Genomic DNA, 16,560 nt, shown 5'->3' on the forward strand with positions numbered 1-16,560 from the left:
TGCGTGTGGCTAGATTTAGAACAAGTCCGCTTGCAATCCCGCCGCATTGGCTTGGGCTTGATTGCTACGCTTGCGGATGCGGCTGCGGTCAGCGGCCACCTCTTCATCGACCACTGTAGCCATTTTTTGCTCAAACTCATATCGCTCCCTGTTCAAGCGCATGAGCCTTCGAATTATTTCCAGTCGTGCGTCGTCGCTTATCGTGAAACGAATGCGGTCATTGGCCGGGAGGTAATCAACGGCATAGAAATCATGTTTGAGTTCGATGTCGTGCCAGCCATATGCCGCAATTACCGCGTCATCAATAGCTGCCTGAAGCCGTCTTAGCCGCACAACGTTAGTTGCTGTGCACTCGCAGGTGTGGAATAAATTATATGTTTGCGTAAGGCCGATACCTTCCTCCAGCATAATTTCTCTGCGCACCTGAAAGTATTCGGCCCCCAGTTGCTCAAGATGACTGTACTCGGCAGGAAACGGGAAGGGTTCGAGAACATCACTCGGCGTATACCTCAGTCGAGATTCCAAGCTGGACGCAAGCTTCCACGCCCATTCGCCGTGGACTGACGATTGCAACAATGCAAAATCGCAGTACGCGCCCATTGCGTTCACGCCAAGCGCATCAGAAAACACCATGTCACTCGGCACCATGTCCGGACACCAATGCTTGCTGTGACGCGCATAGGTGAGGACCATGTCCAAGGGTGGCATACTTTGCTGCCACGTTTCAGGATGTCGCGCGAAGACGGCACCGCGCCCGATGGCGTGATATAGCGCGGGGCGCTTATCCGCGTACTGCCACCAGCGTTGCGGCAACGGCTTCCGAAGTGCGAAGCTTCCATCATCGTTCTTTCGTTGGCGGTCCGGCTTCACCTTGCTCTCGGCTATGGCACAGACTTCTTGAAAATCCTCAGCAACCGCTTCTGGATAGTCAAGCGGCACACTTCCATTTTGAATCCATCGCGCGCGTTGTGCTTCGTCTGCGTCGCCCCATTTACCGTCCGCGTCTCTGGCCAACGGCCAATCCCAGAAGTTGATGACCCATCTCGACGGCCGTTGGTCCGCCGTTGAATTTAGGTCTTCGCCATTCATGTATGGAAAGAGCACCTGCGCGTTCCTTGGGTCCATTTCAATCAAAGCATTCGCGTCCGCCTCGCTCATGGTAAATCCCATACCCAAAACGTACGACCCAATGAACGACTTGTCTTGATTGCTCTTAAGGCGCATCGGACTCCACTCTTCCTCCCCTGACAAAAAAGCAGAAATGGTAGGGACGTCCGCCTCGTTCAACCTAAATCGGCCTTGCCACTTGCCCTTCCGGATGTACACCGCGCTCGCCTCGACTGCTGCTACGCCCGGCCATGGGAAGTTCGGTGTCGCAGCATAGATTGACTCTCCGGTTTGAAGCATTGCCTCTAAACCAACCTCGCGAGTATCGCCCTCCGCGATAGTGTTGACGGCCAGAAGTCCGATATTTCCGTCGACTTTGACCAATTGCGCTGCTCGAAGGAAAAAATAAGCGCATAGGTCGGCATGTCCCTTTCTTCCGTCCGCAGCGAAAAGAATCTGGTAATCACGGTAGTTGTCGCCAAGCAATCCCGAAATCTTCTTACCGCCGACAAACGGAGGATTTCCGACAATTGCATCGAAGCCCGGATTTTCGGTTCGCAAAAACACTTCCGGAAACTCGACTAACCAATGAAACGTTCTCCTGTTGTCCGCAGACCACGACGTGTTAAGTAAAGAGTTCGCAGCTTGTTGAAGCGACGATAGTCCCCTGTACTTATCGGATGCGTTGCCACTTTCACCGTTCATAACAGCACCAGCGTCAAGCAAAAGCTCATCCAACTTCGTGTCTAGGAGCTTGAAGCTACGCGAAATGTTCGTGCCTGCCGCCCACATCCCAGCGCCAACAACGAGGTCAGCCAGTACTCTCACCCCCTCGAGGGCTGCTTCGGCCTCTTGATTAAGCAATTGCTTGGCCTCGGCGTCGGTAATACCAAGCACGGTAAAGCTCTCCAGTTCTTCGCGCTTTAATCTTGCATCATGCAATAGCTGTTCATAGTGTTGCTTGACGTAGTCGTGCAAGCGTTTATGCGCTCGCGACGGAAGGAGATGGAAGCTCGCAATTTGCCCTGCCGAGTGCAAACCCACTAGACTGTCGCCACATTTAATTGCGTGGTCTAGGAACGTGAACGGCCGATTGCGGTGCAATGTCACTAGCCACAAAGATAGCTTTGCCATCTCAACCGCCATCGGATTGACATCCACGCCATAGATACACCTCTCCGCGACCAAGCGGCGAGCGACGGCGAGTCGTTCGTCTAGCTCGGCGGGTAGCAGTTGCTCAGTATGACGACAACTTGTTTCCAGCGCCTCAGGAACAGTCAACCGTACGCCAGGTTGCTGCGACTCGGCTTGCGCCCATGCTTCGACCAATCGTTCCGACAAATATCGGCACACCTGCACAAGGAATGCCCCCGAACCACAGGCAAAGTCGCACACCTTTAACCGAAGAATTTCGGCCGGTGCCTTGAGTCGCACCAGCGCTGGTTCCGCGCCATGGTCGACGCCCTCGTAAACTTGGGGCTCCAACGCAGTCTTCACGACTGCTTCTGTCAGGGTACGTGGCGTGTAGTGCGTTCCCGTGCTGCGACGGTCAACTCCAAACGTAACGTAGATGCTCCCTTGATGAATGACTATTGGATATCCATTAGCGTCCTCGCGCATCAGCAAGTGGAATCGTTTGATACTTTCATAAAGCTTGTCTTCATCGCCGCACGCAGTTCGCAACCTCAAAGAGTCAGCGGACTCTGCTTGGGCTAACGCCTTCCGAATCGCAGCAGGCGTGCGGCCCGTTTTTTCCTTTAGAAAGCTAACCAGAACGTCTTCCCCTCGGCAAGCAAGGTCCTCGAGTTCATCGAGCGATAGCTCAATATCGCCATTTCCCCCTTTGAGGCCAAGTACCGTCGATTGGGCGCGTTTTGCGGTATGGTCCAGTAGCCCCTCATACACATGACCTATCTGTTCGATATCTAGTGCGCGGAACGAGAGGCGACGCGACTCAACTCCACCACCGGGCAAGCGGACGCGCAGAAATTGCAACGACTCTAATAGGTGCAATACAGTACGATTGCTGATGGGAAGAGGTTCAGCGGGCACGTCTACCCACATCGCACCTGCATCTCGCCCTTCGAGAAATGGATACCGGTCTGGGTCAAAAAGGCCCCCTCCATACGCGGGAAGACGCATTGCTTCGTGCTCAACACCGCCATAGATGACGCGACAAGTAGCCAACAGTCGAGCCCACGCATCATGCCGATACTCGAGGAGTTGCTCGTCAGTTACCTCGCGGAGCTGGTCGCGCAGCGTCGAGATGGCGTAGTGACGGTCGTACAATGCGTCACCGAGAAGAAGAAGCCCGCGCTCCTCCGCCGAAAACAAGAAGACCAAGCGCATCATGACCGTGAGAGCGGCTTGATACAGCTCTTTCTCCCCGATGCCCCGCAGTAGTCGCCTTTGCTGCTCGTTGTCGATGCGGTCAAGCGCTTGAATTAATACCTCAACTGCCTTCAAGACCTGCTGACCAAGTTGGTCAGTGACTTCCTGCTGATTTAGCGCGCTTTCCGCGAGCATGTTGGGAAGGGTCTCACTCTCAGCCACGCCGAAAAAGCGTGCAACTCCAAGCAGAGAAACGAATGCTTGGAGCGTAAGCGGTTCCTCCGACCACAAGCCCGCATCCCATGTAACGTAACTCGTGGTCTCACCAGGCTTCGCCGCAACCAGGAGCCACTTCTCTCCATTGGTCACAAGACCGAGTGGAACTCCGGTCGCGTGCAGCAACGCCATCATGCGTGTGTCAGGCGACCCGGTCTTCCATGCAGCACCGGCTACCGGCTTCGTCAGCGCTTGGCTCGCCGAATATACGCTTACCAACATGCGAGGAAACGTTTCAGTTGGTGCCTTAAGCGCATATGTCGGCCGCAGAGTTTCGCCGTGCTCGTGAAGGCGCGCCTCTAAGCCATCGGGCAACGCCTGCCCTTTGAGAAAATAGTCCTCCGGATAGCCAAGTGTGCGCTTAAGCACGAGTTCGACCCATGCCGTGTGAATCGCGACTTCCTGCCGATGCTCTTCCCATTCGGCGAATGCGAGACGAACGTTCTTGGACGTCTCCGAGTCATGCGCGTCCAGCCCTTGGGGAAACACTCGTAACAACACGGGCAAGGAAAGAAACGGTCCAGAAACCTCAATTAGCGACAACCATTCGTTATGTTGGCGAGCAATGGACATGACTTAGGCCGCTCCCTGGCGAGCAAGGACTTCGGGAATCAGGTAGGTCACTGATACAGGGAAAAGGCGCGGGTTCGGCTCCGCATATCGTGCCAAGATAATTTTTTCTTCTAGTTTCATTTCTTCCGGTAGCTCATCGAGACGCCGCTCCAACGCGCTGCGGTCCCGCTCAAACTGCTCTTTCTCCGGCGTTGAGAAGAGCTCAAGTTGAGGGGTGACTTCATGCAACTGTGAACGGATGCTCGTCTGCAACTCGCCCAACACAGCGCGCATCGCACCAATTTCACGGGTAGCTCGCTCATCGAGTCGATTCTGTAACGTCTCAGTCCTATCCTTCATGCGGGCCTCGAGCGAACGAAGCACCGCCTCCTCGTGGGTTGGCCAGAGCTCTGTCAGACGTTGCTGCAGCGATTCCGTGGGCGATTGAAGCGTGGCAACGCCCAGCACCTGCTCCAGGCGGCCAACTTGTGGAATTCGCGCAAAGCGCCCTTCTCGTAGCTCGCCGCCTGCGAAAATGATTTCCTCGTGAATGCGCTTGTTGTCCCCGCCGAGTACGACCAGTCGACCGTGGGCGATAACAAGAGGAACATCGGACATTTGGTTCGGAATCACTCGGGCGGTGACACGGTGAAGCCGATGATGACCGGCAACGGACCAAATCTCCGCCCGCAATCGCTGCAAACAGTTCTGAACGAGTCTGTGATTTAGGTGTGCGAGAACGACATCGTCTCGACCGCTCGCAAGGGTATGGTCGAAGACAATCGGGCGGACTTCCTTCGTGTGTGGATGCCGCAACCCTTCGGTCGCGTGACTCCAAGACCCCGTGAGATTGGGCAGTCGAAAGACTGGACACTTTTTGCGCTTCCCTGTCGGGTCAGGCCAGACGCCTTCGAGAGAAGCCTCTCGCAGGGGCAGTTGTCCGGCCAGTGACAATCCCACCTCCACGACCGACTGAATGTTGTCTGGGTCTAGATGCAGTTCGCGCTTTGTCTCGTTAAGTTGCTCGTGAAGCTGCTGAAGCTGGGCCCGAAGGTCGTGCCTGACTCGAAGTAGCTTCCGCGAAGCCTCGCTATCGCGCTCAGCCTGCTCCGTATTGAGGTGTCTGCGACGCCCAAGCATCGCCTCAGTGACTTGCGCGGAAATAACCGGGCCGACCTTCCCTAGGTCTTCGCGGATGTTTTCCACCTTCTGAGCAGCGCGCATGAGGAACTCGAGGTCGGCCTCTAAGTCTCCCGGCGCAGACTCGGCCCCAATCCGGGCATTTTGGCGATACCCTTTACCGACGAAGTGGTAAATCATCACGTGCCGTTGGCGCTGACCATGCCGGTCTATTCGGCCATTGCGTTGCTCCATACGATTCGGATTCCACGGAATCTCGTAGTGTATGAGGCGCGAACAGTAATTTTGTAGGTCGATACCTTCCGACGCGGAATCGGTCGCAAGCAGGATACGAACAGGTGATTTGTCCGGCGATGTCTGGAACGCTGCCTTCACACGTTCGCGGTCATCACTATGCATACCGCCGTACATTGTCATTACTCGGTCTTCGCCGGTGAATCCGTTGAAGGCGAGTACGCCCTGCAGCCACTTCTGCGTCGCACGGTACTCCGTAAATATGATGACGCGTTCGCTGCTCCAGCCTCCATTGGAAAAAAGCGTCGACTTCAGCCAAGAAATCATTTCTGCTGCTTTTGCGTCTGGCCTCATTGAAGCGTCGGTTGCCCAAGAACGCATTTCGGCGAGCAGTTGCTCCTCTTCGTCAGTCAGGGGACTGAAGAGTGCGACCGCCGAATCGACAACTTCATCTGTTGCGAAATCCAGCTCGCTATCGTCGGCCGCATCCTCGTCTAGCGCTTCGACCTGGCGACGCAGAATACCCACGACTGGTTGTTGCTTGTGGCCAGTGGACCGACGCGCGCTTCGGAGCGAGTCAAGATGCTTCTCGAGCGTGAGGCGAAATGCCTCCGGTGAAGAGAAGAGTCTCTTCTTAAGCAATTTCATTACGAACTCACTCGCAAAGCGCTCCGCGTCGTCCTGTGCAGTTCGAGTACGCAGCTCCGTATACCGGACGAGCGCCCGGTGGGCTGCCCGCTCGGCGTCGGCATATGGCACTTCCAAAGGTTCGATGATGCGCTCCGGATACCGGGGCGTTCCGTCCCATCGTGGTGGCAGCTCGCGCTTCAGCCGTCGAACCATGATTGCTGCCAGCTGCTCCGGATTCGGTCGGACACTGCGCGCGAATCGCTGATTGTCCAGCAGTTCGAGCAAAGAAGAAAAACTTTCCGTATAGCCGTTATGGGGTGTTGCCGACAGAAAAAGCTTATGCTCGAAGTGTGGCGTCAACAGGCGAACTGCCGCCGTCCGTTGCGAATCGGTCGCGTATCGCCCAGTACCTGCCGGTGCTACGTTGTGGGCTTCGTCGACAACCAGCAGGTCAAACCGGCGCGGGTAAATCGGCTGCCCAGGTGCGGGCAACGCCTCTCGCATCAGTCGTAGCGGCCGTTCACGCTTGAGAAAGTCGATGGATGTGATGAGGCGCGGAAAATGTGTCCATGGGTTCACATTCAAACCACGGGTCCGACGAAGGTCCTTCATCAAATCACTGTCCACGATGCGGAATTCGAGTCCGAACTTGTCCCGCATCTGGTCGCGCCACTGAATCTGGATTGCGGACGGACAGACGATTAGCACCGTTCTCGCCCGGTGGCGCAGCATCATCTCCTGGATGACCAAGCCGCTTTCGATGGTCTTCCCTAGACCGACGTCATCCGCAATCAGTAGGTTGACGCGAGGCATTTGAATGGCGCGAGCCAATGGGTCGAGTTGATAGTCCTCGATTTCAACACCGCTGCGGAAGGGTGCCTGAAGCGTTCGGGTATCGCCTTGAGCGACGGCACCCCAGCGCACGGCATTGAGGAACGCGTCGAGACGCTTCCGGTTCGTCGAACCCCGTTACCTCCGGCATCGACGCCCGCTCGAGAATCGAAGCACCGGGCTCCAACTCCCATATCACCCGCAGTTCTTCGCCGGCCGCATCGTCTTCCACGCTCGAAAGCGAGACCAGATTTTGGCGACTGGCGGAATCGGTCATGCCGCTAGCGGCTACCGAAGTAACAACGTACCTTCGGTTACGAACCGATACCAGCTGGCCACTGACTGGCACCCCTATGGACTCAACGATGGTCATAGCTTCTTATCTTAAGCAGGTCAGGGCTGCATTTTCGGGCCAAAACACAGCATTTGAGAAGGAGGTAGTGGAGAAACCACGAGAAATCCGTTGGCCCGGCGCGGCGAGCAGCCTAAATGAGGTGAATAATAGGTGCCCGGAAACCTTTGTACACGCCGTCGCGGCATGAGCCGCCGGGAGGCCCTACGCCGATGCCTCCTGACGACACGCATAGTTCGGACACACGGCTTACATCGAGGCGCTACATCGCGCCCATCTACTCGCGTGCCCGGATATACTGTACATTCATACAGTAATCTTGTAAGGTCATGGAGCCAGTTTGGGAATACAAGTGGGCAGTCTGGGACGAGGTCAAGGCTCGGTTTGTGCCCACGCCGATATGGCTTACCGATGAGGAAGCCCGGTCCGACTGGTACGCCTACGACATATGCGTCTACCGGCTCGAGCATACGAAGCGAGACCGGATGCTCACGGCAGGTCCAGTTGTGGACCCACCGGCGGCCGATTTACCTTGGCATCGCGAGCGCCGCGCGCGCGCCGAACGATGCAGGTACGGCCTGCCCCCGTTCGTTACACCGCTCGACGAAGAGTTGCGCCGCATCTGGAACCGCCATCCACGGGAGGTAGTAGGTCGGCTCGCGCTCGAGGTGCAAACCGGCCGCTATGCGTTGTCTGAACTGGAGGCGATGGCGGGCGAGGGCTACTGGCATCTGCGGAAGGAATACGCCACGGTGGACGATGCGCGTAAATCCTTGGGCAGAATTCGCCGCAGGTTGATGCAGGAGCTACAGAGAATCGGCCCCATTCGCTGGGAGCGACGCTGATGCCGACATGAAGGTGGTCGAAAGTTACCCAAGACGGAGGCAGTTTCTTTTCACACCAAGTGAACTCAGTGGTCGAACGATGGAACGAGATACATACAAAGGCTACGACTTGTGGGGTCACGCAATTGCACAACAGGCAGAGCTTCTGACGCCAAAGCGCTATGCGGGTGGCGGAACCATCATCCGGGGTAACAAGCTCATCTGCACTTCCGGGGTCCTGGAGCTGTTTGATTCGGAGGAAGCACAGTACGCGGGGCTAGCTTGGGCAAGAGCGTGGGTCGATACCCACGGTTAGCGCGAGTGCAGGCTAGAACCCGGCGCGTGGGCCGAACGGGAATTGGCACCGCCGGATACATCTGCTGATTCACGCTTCGTCGGTGGGCACGGTAGTACGGTCCGTTCGTCAAGAAGCGCCGACACGCTGATTGTTAGTCCCGTTTCAGCGATGTTGCGTGCCCACATATGCGTGTCAGGTAGCTCAGTCAAAAATGCCGAACTAGAATTGGTGCGTTGACGTCTTACCTTCCAAAATCCTAGACTCCGCGAGACGAAGGTATGCCTAGGCTGTCACATTCCGATGCAGCTGGCGATGCGCAGCGCGCGCAGATGCTTGCCACCGAGATACTCGACGCGCGGCCGCACCGCGCACCCGATTACGCGGCTGAAAATGCGGCACTGCATAACCTGGCCAAAGCACTGGGGGCATCGGATGCCGTCATGCTTCAAACACTTGTCGACATGGCCTTGGCGCTTTGCGGTGCCGGTAGCGCGGGCATCAGTTTACGGGACCGTAATGTTACGCAGCATTCCACGTTTCGGTGGGTTGCCGTATCTGGCCGGTGCGCAGCATATGTAGACCGCATCCTTCCCTCAAACGAGAGCCCTGCAGGTGTGACGCTCGAGCTCGATTCACCGCAGCTCTTTGCTTCGCCGAAACGCCAGTTTGCTTGCCTTGCCGACATCGAGCCGGAAATTACAGAAGAACTCGTGGTGCCGGTTCCAGGCACACCTGAGCCGTGGGGCGCGCTATGGGTAATGTCGCACGACGAAGCGCATTGCTTTGACAACGAACATCGTCGAATCCTGACAAGCCTGGCGAACTTTACGTGCGCAGCATTGAGCATCAGGCAGGCGAACGCCGACGCCGAAGCAAGAGCTGCGGAGGCCGAGGCCGCGAGACGCGCGCTTGCCGAAGCAGAAGCCAACAAAGACAATTTCATCGCGTTGGTGGGTCATGAACTGCGTGGTCCGCTCGCTCCTGTAGACAGCGCACTGGCAGCTGCGCAGAAGCTGGCCGCCGGCAGTCCTGCAGTGCTGTCCGCCTTGGCCGTTGCCAATCGACAGGTGGCACAACTAAAGCGCATCGTGAGCGACCTGCTGGACGCCTCACGCATCAGGACCGGCAAGCTGGCTGTACGCCGCACCTATGGTCTGCTTGGCGACATCGTAACGGATGCGATGGGCACTGTCCGGGTGGAGGCCGAGAAACGCCAGCATCGGTTACGTGCCGAACAGCCGCCGTATCCGGTGACGGTGTTTGCCGACGCCGGCCGCCTGACGCAGGTCTTATCGAACCTGCTGGGGAACGCGGTCAAGTACACGCCCTCGGGCGGTGACGGCGAAATCGTTCTCCGCGTTGAGGCCCCCGACCCCGAGACAATTCCTGAACATGATTCAACGCCGAGGGAAGTCATTATCACCATTCGCGACACCGGCATTGGCATCGCTCCTGAGTTGCTGCCACATGTCTTTGACTTGTTCACACAAGCTCCTGACGTGCGCATGCGCGCAGAAGGAGGCCTCGGCGTCGGATTGTCCGTCGTCAGGTATCTGGTAAATGCGCACCAAGGCGAGATTGCAGTTCACAGCGACGGCGAAGGCAAGGGCACGGAAGTCATCATGCGCCTGCCCATTGTTTGCCGAAGCCAGGTTGCTCACGCGGCACCGACCTCCCATGGGATACCGCCTGCCCGCATTCTGCTTGTCGACGATATTCCCGATGCGACTGAAGCGCTGGCGATATTGCTGACGCTGGACGGCCACGAGGTGAAGCGTGCACAGAGCGGACCGGAAGCCCTGGCACTCGTTGAATTCTTTGCGCCAGATGTGGCCTTGATTGACATCAACATGCCCGGCATGGACGGTCACGAGCTGGCGCGTCTGCTGAAGCAATGTCCGCAGTGCGCCTCGACCCGCTTGGTAGCGCTCTCTGGATACGCCTCGACGGAAATAGCCGAACGTTTTTCGGACGACTTTGAGTGCTATCTAGTGAAGCCACCGTCTCTCGAGGACTTGGGTGAAGTGCTGCGCAGTTAACGCACCTTCTCCCGGCGATACGGACCTCGGCGTTCACGAGAACTTACTCTTGACCGGTGCAGCCCTTGGTGCACCTATTTATTCACCGGCGGTCACGGGGAGCTTGAACCTCTTGAGGGGTGCAAAGCGCAATTGTGGAGCGTCTATCGTTTTCACGTGCTGTACTGTCAGTCTGCGTAGTGAGCGCGGAGGTATCGGCAAGTCGACCAATGGCTACCAGTTCATCGACTTCGGCGCATGGCCCCTCCTCGTCACTACTTGAACACCAGAGCACGGAATGTCCGTCTTCTAGCTCAAACATATGCAGGTTGGTACCTCTTAGCGCCCTGTATCCCACTACGCGCCTGAGCGCGAATGTCTTATCGAATTTTTGCGAAAAAAGATGGAGAATTGGCACCTCGCCGTTTCCCTTGCCTAGCAGAGCTCGCAGCTTAGGTAACGTCTGAGCGATAAAAGCACCCTGCGATGCGGCATTGCCGTTTTTCACTTCGAACCGAATGTGAAACCAACCGGCTTCGGAGACTCGGACGAGCGGTGCTACTTGCTGACCTGATTGTTCTGCGCTTTGCCCGGGCGTGCCACTGCGTTCCATCTTGTCGAATCCTTCCTTGTTCAAGGGGTGACTCAGCGTCTCAGTCTACGCCGTAGCGCTGGCGCTGGATGTGCTGCTGACTTCGCATTGCGACGCCATTCGTACAGTTCATCTCGCAACGCGTTCTTAAACGCGCGACCCAACTCGCTACTTGACATAGTCATCAGCATTACGTAGCAGCGTGGAGTCATTGCATCGATGTGAGGCCTGAGGCCTTGGTCGATAGCCTCGTTGAGTTCCCGCCTCAAACGTCGGTTTCGCTTACCACCATGTCCTCGGCTATGAGTCTCGCTCCGACGTCTCCCGTCCACAATGGACTTATTCACCTATGTCGACTCTGGAAGTGTCGGAAAAGTATTCTTTCAACCGGTAGCGGAATTGCTCTACAACTGCCGGGTCGCCAAGGCCGACGTCTGTCTCGCAGTGAATAAGCTGATGTCGGTGCGCTGCGAATCCATCGGCGCGGTCGTCGACGGCTAGCCATGTCATGGGTGAGTGTCTACTCACATAGTCCAGAACCTGGTCCCCGCGCGGCACCACGGACCAAAAATAAGCGTTGAATATGGAGCCTTCGTACGTTGCACCTACGATGCGGTCACGCAGTAGTAGTGAGGGAATAGCGTTCCGCGTAAATTCAATCCCGAGGACCAGCGCCCAGTCGCTCGACAGGACGATTTCGATATCAGGATACGGGCGCAGCAGTTCGTCTAGCGCCGGCGCAAACTCAAAAAGCTCTATGACTCCTGGAGCGCTGCTCACAACACGGTCGCCAGACCTACGTGCGATTCCACGATGCAGGACCCCGTCGATGTCAAGAAACAGAATCTTTCGTGCCGTCATTTAATATCTCCGCACTTATTCACCCTCCGGCCATGAGCGAGCGGAGGCTACGCTGAAACTGCAAATCTTCAGCAGCACGCATCGGCGCGATGTATCTTCTTGCGCGGCGTAAAGCAGAACGACTAACGCTCGCCCTCAAAACTTCGTCATCAGATAGCGGTCGCGTGACGTCCTCTTTTAGCGCATCCAGCCTTGCCTCGAGTTGTACACGCGCTGCCTCATCAAAGCCGCTCTTATGGTCGACATCTATACGTTGGGCGACGGTCAACTCGGAAAACTCGTAGTCATTGGATGCCACAATGAGAAAGAGGTCGTTGCGCCCCTCCATAAAATCAAGCACCGCAGCCTCCTTAGTAGAACCAATTGTATTTACCACGTTTACAACCCGCTGACCGAAAGGACGACTCGCGCGCCGCACCTTTTCAAGGTCGTAGCTGAAGGGCCAATCGTTGCCAATGACGACTACCGCTCCAGGATAGGCTTTCAGCGTATTCGCCAACAACAACACATCGCGTTCGAGTGAGCGGGTTGCCGCAATCTCTCCTTCTCGTGTCGTCACAGGCGAATGCGTACCCAACGTGCCGAGCACACCGCTCACGCAAAAATGAATGTAGACCATAAGGGACCCTGGCTTCTCGGGGCCAAGTAGGGGGCAAAACTGCTCCTTAAGGAGTGGCGACGGTTGTTCAGTTCGACGGTCAGAAGAAATTGACGCCGGAAAGCGCGCCCGACTTCAGGACTCAGTGTAGACTCAAACGCAGTAGATGTAAACGCAGTAGACTCAAACGCAGTAGACTCGTATGGAGTAGACTAGAAAGCTGTGTTCGGCGACGCTCCGGGCATGGAAGAAATTGATAACACTGTCGCCGACCCTTGGTTACGACGACGCTTCGCCGAAAACGTGCGTCGTCTACGGCAAGAGAAAAAACTCTCCCAAGAACAACTAAGTGTGCTCTGCGGGTTTCACCGCACGTACATCAGCCACGTCGAACGCTCAGTGCGTAACGTGTCTCTAGACAGCGTGCAGCGCATAGCGGATGCACTGGGCGAAAGTCCCGAAGTTTTTTTGAAAGCGTACGTCGCACCACCCTCGGATAGCTGACAGACTGTTCGACCAAAAATTGTCAATTGGCTGGGTCGGCAAACTTGAAATCGGGTTACGTCTGGCGCTCGGGGCGCGCCAACGAATTTCGCCTCTGGCGATTGTTACAAGATGAGGGCACCCGGACAGCTCTGCCATCTCCGTCATCCCTCCGCTTCCAATATGACCGCGCTAAATCTATGCGGGAGCTAATCTTTACCTTTACGTAAACGTAAAATAAGAGGCGAAAAACCGAATCTCGTGCTCAATGAGGCTATGAGGATTGTCTCTAAAAGACAACGGCCACTGAACCGCCAAGGGGCGTGTGCCGTACGAACGGTATTCGATGCTTTTCGGTCGAGTGGTGGTAGTTTTTATAGAAATGCCACCCAAGAATTGGCTGGAAGCCAGTATCAGTGGTAGGTTGGTACTAACTTTGGTTCCGCAAAGATGTGCGCGTCGCCGATAAAGTACGTGAACCAGCGCGGCGTATAGCCCGTCAGGCGGCCGACCAGATGCAGCAACGCCGCGCCCTCGGTCAGATTGAACGGCGTGCCGAGCCCGACATCGTTGCTGCGGATGTACAGGCACAGCGAAATCTCCTTGCGCGCGACGTTCGGCAGGAACTGATAAAGCAGATGGCACGCGGGCAACGCGATCTGGTCCAGCACGGCCGGGTTCCACGCATGAAACAGAATTCGCCGGTCCGACGGGTTCTGCATGATCGTGTCGAGACACTGGCGCAACTGATCGATTGCCTTGTACAGCAGCACCTTGCGGCTGCCGTTTTCGTCGAACTCCGTCACTACTTGAAAGCCGCGCGCGGTCGCGTCGGCAAGCTGCGCGCTCGCCGCGGCGTCCAGCACCTTGTACGCCGGCCATTGACGCCATTGCACGCCGTAGACATCGCCGAGATCGTCGGGCCCCTCGCGATACGGGTTGGCCAGCCACTGCGGGTTCTGGTTCGCGTTGGCGTCCCACACCTTGCAGCCGAGATCGCGGAAATCCGCCGCGCTGCGCGACGCGCGCAGGAAACCGACCAGTTCGCCCACGGCGGACTTGAACGCGAGTTTCTTCGTCGTCACCGCCGGGAAACCTTGCTGGAGATCGAAGCGCAACATGGCGCCCGGCATGCTGATCGTGCGAATGCCGGTGCGGTTCTCCTGCCACGAGCCAGTGTCGAGAATCGTGCGGACGAGGTCCAGGTATTGTTTCATGCGGGTTCCTTCGACGCGGCGCAGGCCGGCGCACGCTACAGCCGGCGTGCCGCGAGATTGAGCGGAAAACCCGATTTTACCAAGCGCGGCGACATGGCGCCGCCGCCGCGATGCGACAGACGGGAACTGATGAGCAGTGGTGAGAACAGACGGAACCAGGATCGGGGCGAGGCGAGGCGAACGCGCGCAACGCCAACACTACGCAGGCGCACCCGCAAGTCGCCGCCGCGGCGCAACTCAGCACCCGCAGCGGCGCTCATTCACAGACGCAACGCCCGGTAAAGCCCGCCCCTCAGCTCAGAGATGCGGCACCGATGCCGGCAACGTACCGTTCGGCGCCGAAAGCGGCTCGCTTTCCATATGACGCATGCCGTGCGAGCAGAGCAGCCGGTATAGCGTGACGCGCGAAATACCGAGCTCCTGCGCGGCGTCGCCAAGACGCCCGCGATGCCGCAACAGCGCGAGTTCGATAGCCTGACGCTCGGCGGCTTCGCGCGCTTGCGCGAGCGAGACCGGCACGATCTCGACGTACTCGGCCAACTCCAGATCGCGCGCCGTGATCGCGCGTCCTTCGGACATCACGATGGCTCGCCGCACGCGGTTGATCAGCTCGCGCACGTTGCCCGGCCAGCCGTAGTTGTGCAAAGCCGCGATCGCGTCGGGCGCAAAGCCGCGCAGCCGCCGGCTTGCGTCTTTCTTGAAACGTTCCAGCATGTGACGCGCGAGCAGTTCAATATCCTTGCCGCGCGCGCGCAGCGGCGGCTCGTCGATTTGCAGCACACACAGCCGATGGTAAAGATCCGAGCGGAAACGGCCTTCGATCATGGCCGCCGTCATGTCGACGTGCGTGGCGGAAATGATCCGCACGTCGACGTCGATCGCGCTATGACCGCCGAGCCGCTCGACCTTGCGCTCCTGCAGGAAGCGCAACAGGCTCGCCTGGCTTTCGAGCGGCAGATCGCCGATTTCGTCGAGAAACAGCGTGCCGCCGTTGGCCGCTTCAACGCGGCCGATCTTGCGCTGATTCGCGCCCGTGAACGCGCCGCGTTCGTAGCCGAATAGTTCGGACTGCAGCAGATGCGGCGGGATCGCGCCGCAGTTGATCGGCACGAACGGCGCATTGCGCCGCGACGAACGCTCGTGAATCGCGACCGCCGTGAGTTCCTTGCCGGTGCCCGATTCGCCGGAGATAAAGACCGGCGCATCGGTCATCGCAACTTTGCGGATGGAACGGAACAGCGCGAGCATCGCGTCGCACGAGCCGACCATTTCGCCTTCTGCGCCTTGCGATCCGTCGTTCGAAGCCGGTTCGCCGAGCGAAATCATGCCGTATGCATGGCCGACGGAATCGACGATCCGGTCGCCGGAATACGGCACGGTCACATAGTCGAAACAATAATCGCGCACGAGGCGGCGCAGCGCCGCGTCCTGGAGTTGGCCGGGCATGGTCGCGGCGACCCAGCCGACGTTCGGCATGGTCAGGCAGGATTCGAAAGCGGCGATTTCATGCGGCTGGAAATGACTGGACAGATCAAGCAGGCCACCCGCTGCCGAACCGGCGCGTACGGCCCGGCGCGCGTCGCGCGCCGATCCCACCACTTCCACATGCCAGCCACGCTGGTGAAAGCGGGTGTTCAGTTCCGCGCTTGGCTCTCGCGAAACGTAAATCAGTTGCCGCGTTGCGGGTTCCATTATTCAGATCCTCTCGTCAACGAACGTTAAGGATGATGCACGCACCTGAACCGCAATTCAGACACGCTGGCACATTCGGGATTCGCAAATAGCAAAAACCGAACGGCCATTCCATTCCGTGCGGACAGCTGATCCCCAGAAAGCGGCGTGTGTGTTTGAGACGGCCCGTTAGCGGGCTTTTTTAAATTTGAAGCTCTTTCCGAGAGCTTACTATACGCGCGCCGCTTGGAAAACAATTATGCGAATTTAATCCGGCTGCCCTTGTCCAGCAAGGCGCGCGCGGGGATAAATAAGTAATCAACTTACGAATAACCAATTGTGGGAAGCGGTTCTCTCATACATAGCGCTGGAGGTAGTTCATACCGCTGCAATTAACAGTTAATAGGTATTTTCTTCTCGCCGTTTCAGACCTGAAACGTTTACAGCCGATTCCTTTTATCGGATTGCGCGAGCAAGAAGTTGCAACCCGACCCACCAAGGGATTGCGCCCGGTGGCACGTGTTTCGCTAATTGCCTGCATCTGG

The 16,560-nt window shown here is 57.4% G+C and carries 10 protein-coding genes and 1 pseudogene; 4 read left to right on the forward strand and 7 right to left on the reverse strand.

Annotated elements, in window-relative coordinates:
- Nucleotides 1–15 precede the first annotated feature (15 nt).
- Complete coding sequence (locus tag ABIE53_RS15290) at nucleotides 16–4,287, reverse strand: Eco57I restriction-modification methylase domain-containing protein (RefSeq protein ID WP_192698790.1); 4,272 nt, start codon at nucleotides 4,285–4,287, stop codon at nucleotides 16–18.
- Nucleotides 4,288–4,290: 3 nt separating this feature from the next.
- Nucleotides 4,291–7,194, reverse strand: coding sequence for a DISARM system SNF2-like helicase DrmD (drmD, locus tag ABIE53_RS15295; protein WP_376915500.1), 2,904 nt, complete (start codon nucleotides 7,192–7,194; stop codon nucleotides 4,291–4,293).
- Between the two features lie 588 nt (nucleotides 7,195–7,782).
- Between drmD and ABIE53_RS15300 the strand changes: the two genes are divergently transcribed.
- The 3 genes from ABIE53_RS15300 to ABIE53_RS15310 all read left to right on the forward strand — a co-directional run bounded on the left by ABIE53_RS15300 (nucleotide 7,783) and on the right by ABIE53_RS15310 (nucleotide 10,614).
- Nucleotides 7,783–8,298 carry a hypothetical protein gene (locus ABIE53_RS15300; RefSeq protein ID WP_192698788.1) on the forward strand — a complete coding sequence of 172 codons (516 nt, stop codon included), beginning with the start codon at nucleotides 7,783–7,785 and terminating at the stop codon, nucleotides 8,296–8,298.
- Nucleotides 8,299–8,377: 79 nt separating this feature from the next.
- A complete protein-coding gene (locus ABIE53_RS15305) occupies nucleotides 8,378–8,593 on the forward strand; it encodes a hypothetical protein (protein ID WP_376915802.1) in 216 nt (71 codons plus the stop codon).
- A 260-nt stretch (nucleotides 8,594–8,853) separates the two neighbouring features.
- Nucleotides 8,854–10,614, forward strand: a complete 1,761-nt coding sequence (locus ABIE53_RS15310; RefSeq protein WP_192698787.1) for a hybrid sensor histidine kinase/response regulator — start codon at nucleotides 8,854–8,856, stop codon at nucleotides 10,612–10,614.
- Nucleotides 10,615–10,696: 82 nt separating this feature from the next.
- Here the strand turns inward: ABIE53_RS15310 and ABIE53_RS15315 are convergent, their stop codons facing one another.
- The 3 genes from ABIE53_RS15315 to ABIE53_RS15325 all read right to left on the reverse strand — a co-directional run bounded on the left by ABIE53_RS15315 (nucleotide 10,697) and on the right by ABIE53_RS15325 (nucleotide 12,665).
- The gene (locus ABIE53_RS15315; RefSeq protein ID WP_192698786.1) at nucleotides 10,697–11,230 is read right to left on the reverse strand and encodes a hypothetical protein; all 534 of its coding nucleotides are present in this window, start codon (nucleotides 11,228–11,230) and stop codon (nucleotides 10,697–10,699) included.
- 294 nt (nucleotides 11,231–11,524) lie between these two features.
- The gene (locus ABIE53_RS15320) at nucleotides 11,525–12,046 is read right to left on the reverse strand and encodes an HAD domain-containing protein (protein WP_192698785.1); all 522 of its coding nucleotides are present in this window, start codon (nucleotides 12,044–12,046) and stop codon (nucleotides 11,525–11,527) included.
- 19 nt (nucleotides 12,047–12,065) lie between these two features.
- Nucleotides 12,066–12,665, reverse strand: coding sequence for a hypothetical protein (locus ABIE53_RS15325; RefSeq protein WP_192698784.1), 600 nt, complete (start codon nucleotides 12,663–12,665; stop codon nucleotides 12,066–12,068).
- A 222-nt stretch (nucleotides 12,666–12,887) separates the two neighbouring features.
- Here ABIE53_RS15325 and ABIE53_RS15330 point away from each other — a divergent pair, with 222 nt between their 5' ends.
- The gene (locus tag ABIE53_RS15330) at nucleotides 12,888–13,148 is read left to right on the forward strand and encodes a helix-turn-helix domain-containing protein (protein WP_192698783.1); all 261 of its coding nucleotides are present in this window, start codon (nucleotides 12,888–12,890) and stop codon (nucleotides 13,146–13,148) included.
- A gap of 425 nt (nucleotides 13,149–13,573) precedes the next feature.
- On the opposite strand, the pseudogene thyA reads toward ABIE53_RS15330, so the two are convergent.
- Both thyA and ABIE53_RS15340 read right to left on the reverse strand, forming a co-directional pair.
- Nucleotides 13,574–14,344: pseudogene (gene thyA, locus ABIE53_RS15335) on the reverse strand (thymidylate synthase); the annotation flags it as partial.
- A 297-nt stretch (nucleotides 14,345–14,641) separates the two neighbouring features.
- Nucleotides 14,642–16,036 (reverse strand): sigma-54 dependent transcriptional regulator, encoded by a 1,395-nt coding sequence (locus ABIE53_RS15340; protein ID WP_006052841.1) that lies wholly within the window; start codon nucleotides 16,034–16,036, stop codon nucleotides 14,642–14,644.
- Between the last annotated feature and the right edge of the window lie 524 nt (nucleotides 16,037–16,560).

This window comes from Paraburkholderia sp. OAS925 (assembly GCF_040543975.1).
GTDB classification, from domain to species: Bacteria; Pseudomonadota; Gammaproteobacteria; order Burkholderiales; family Burkholderiaceae; genus Paraburkholderia; species Paraburkholderia graminis.

Excerpts from the sequence above, each read along its gene's own strand:
- ABIE53_RS15305 (WP_376915802.1), top strand. The coding sequence starts at position 8,378 with ATGGAACGAGATACATACAAAGGCTACGACTTGTGGGGTCACGCAATT.
- ABIE53_RS15300 (WP_192698788.1), top strand. The coding sequence starts at position 7,783 with ATGGAGCCAGTTTGGGAATACAAGTGGGCAGTCTGGGACGAGGTCAAG.
- ABIE53_RS15320 (WP_192698785.1), bottom strand. The coding sequence starts at position 12,046 with ATGACGGCACGAAAGATTCTGTTTCTTGACATCGACGGGGTCCTGCAT.
- ABIE53_RS15290 (WP_192698790.1), bottom strand. The coding sequence starts at position 4,287 with ATGTCCATTGCTCGCCAACATAACGAATGGTTGTCGCTAATTGAGGTT.
- ABIE53_RS15340 (WP_006052841.1), bottom strand. The coding sequence starts at position 16,036 with ATGGAACCCGCAACGCGGCAACTGATTTACGTTTCGCGAGAGCCAAGC.
- ABIE53_RS15310 (WP_192698787.1), top strand. The coding sequence starts at position 8,854 with ATGCCTAGGCTGTCACATTCCGATGCAGCTGGCGATGCGCAGCGCGCG.
- ABIE53_RS15330 (WP_192698783.1), top strand. The coding sequence starts at position 12,888 with ATGGAAGAAATTGATAACACTGTCGCCGACCCTTGGTTACGACGACGC.
- ABIE53_RS15325 (WP_192698784.1), bottom strand. The coding sequence starts at position 12,665 with ATGGTCTACATTCATTTTTGCGTGAGCGGTGTGCTCGGCACGTTGGGT.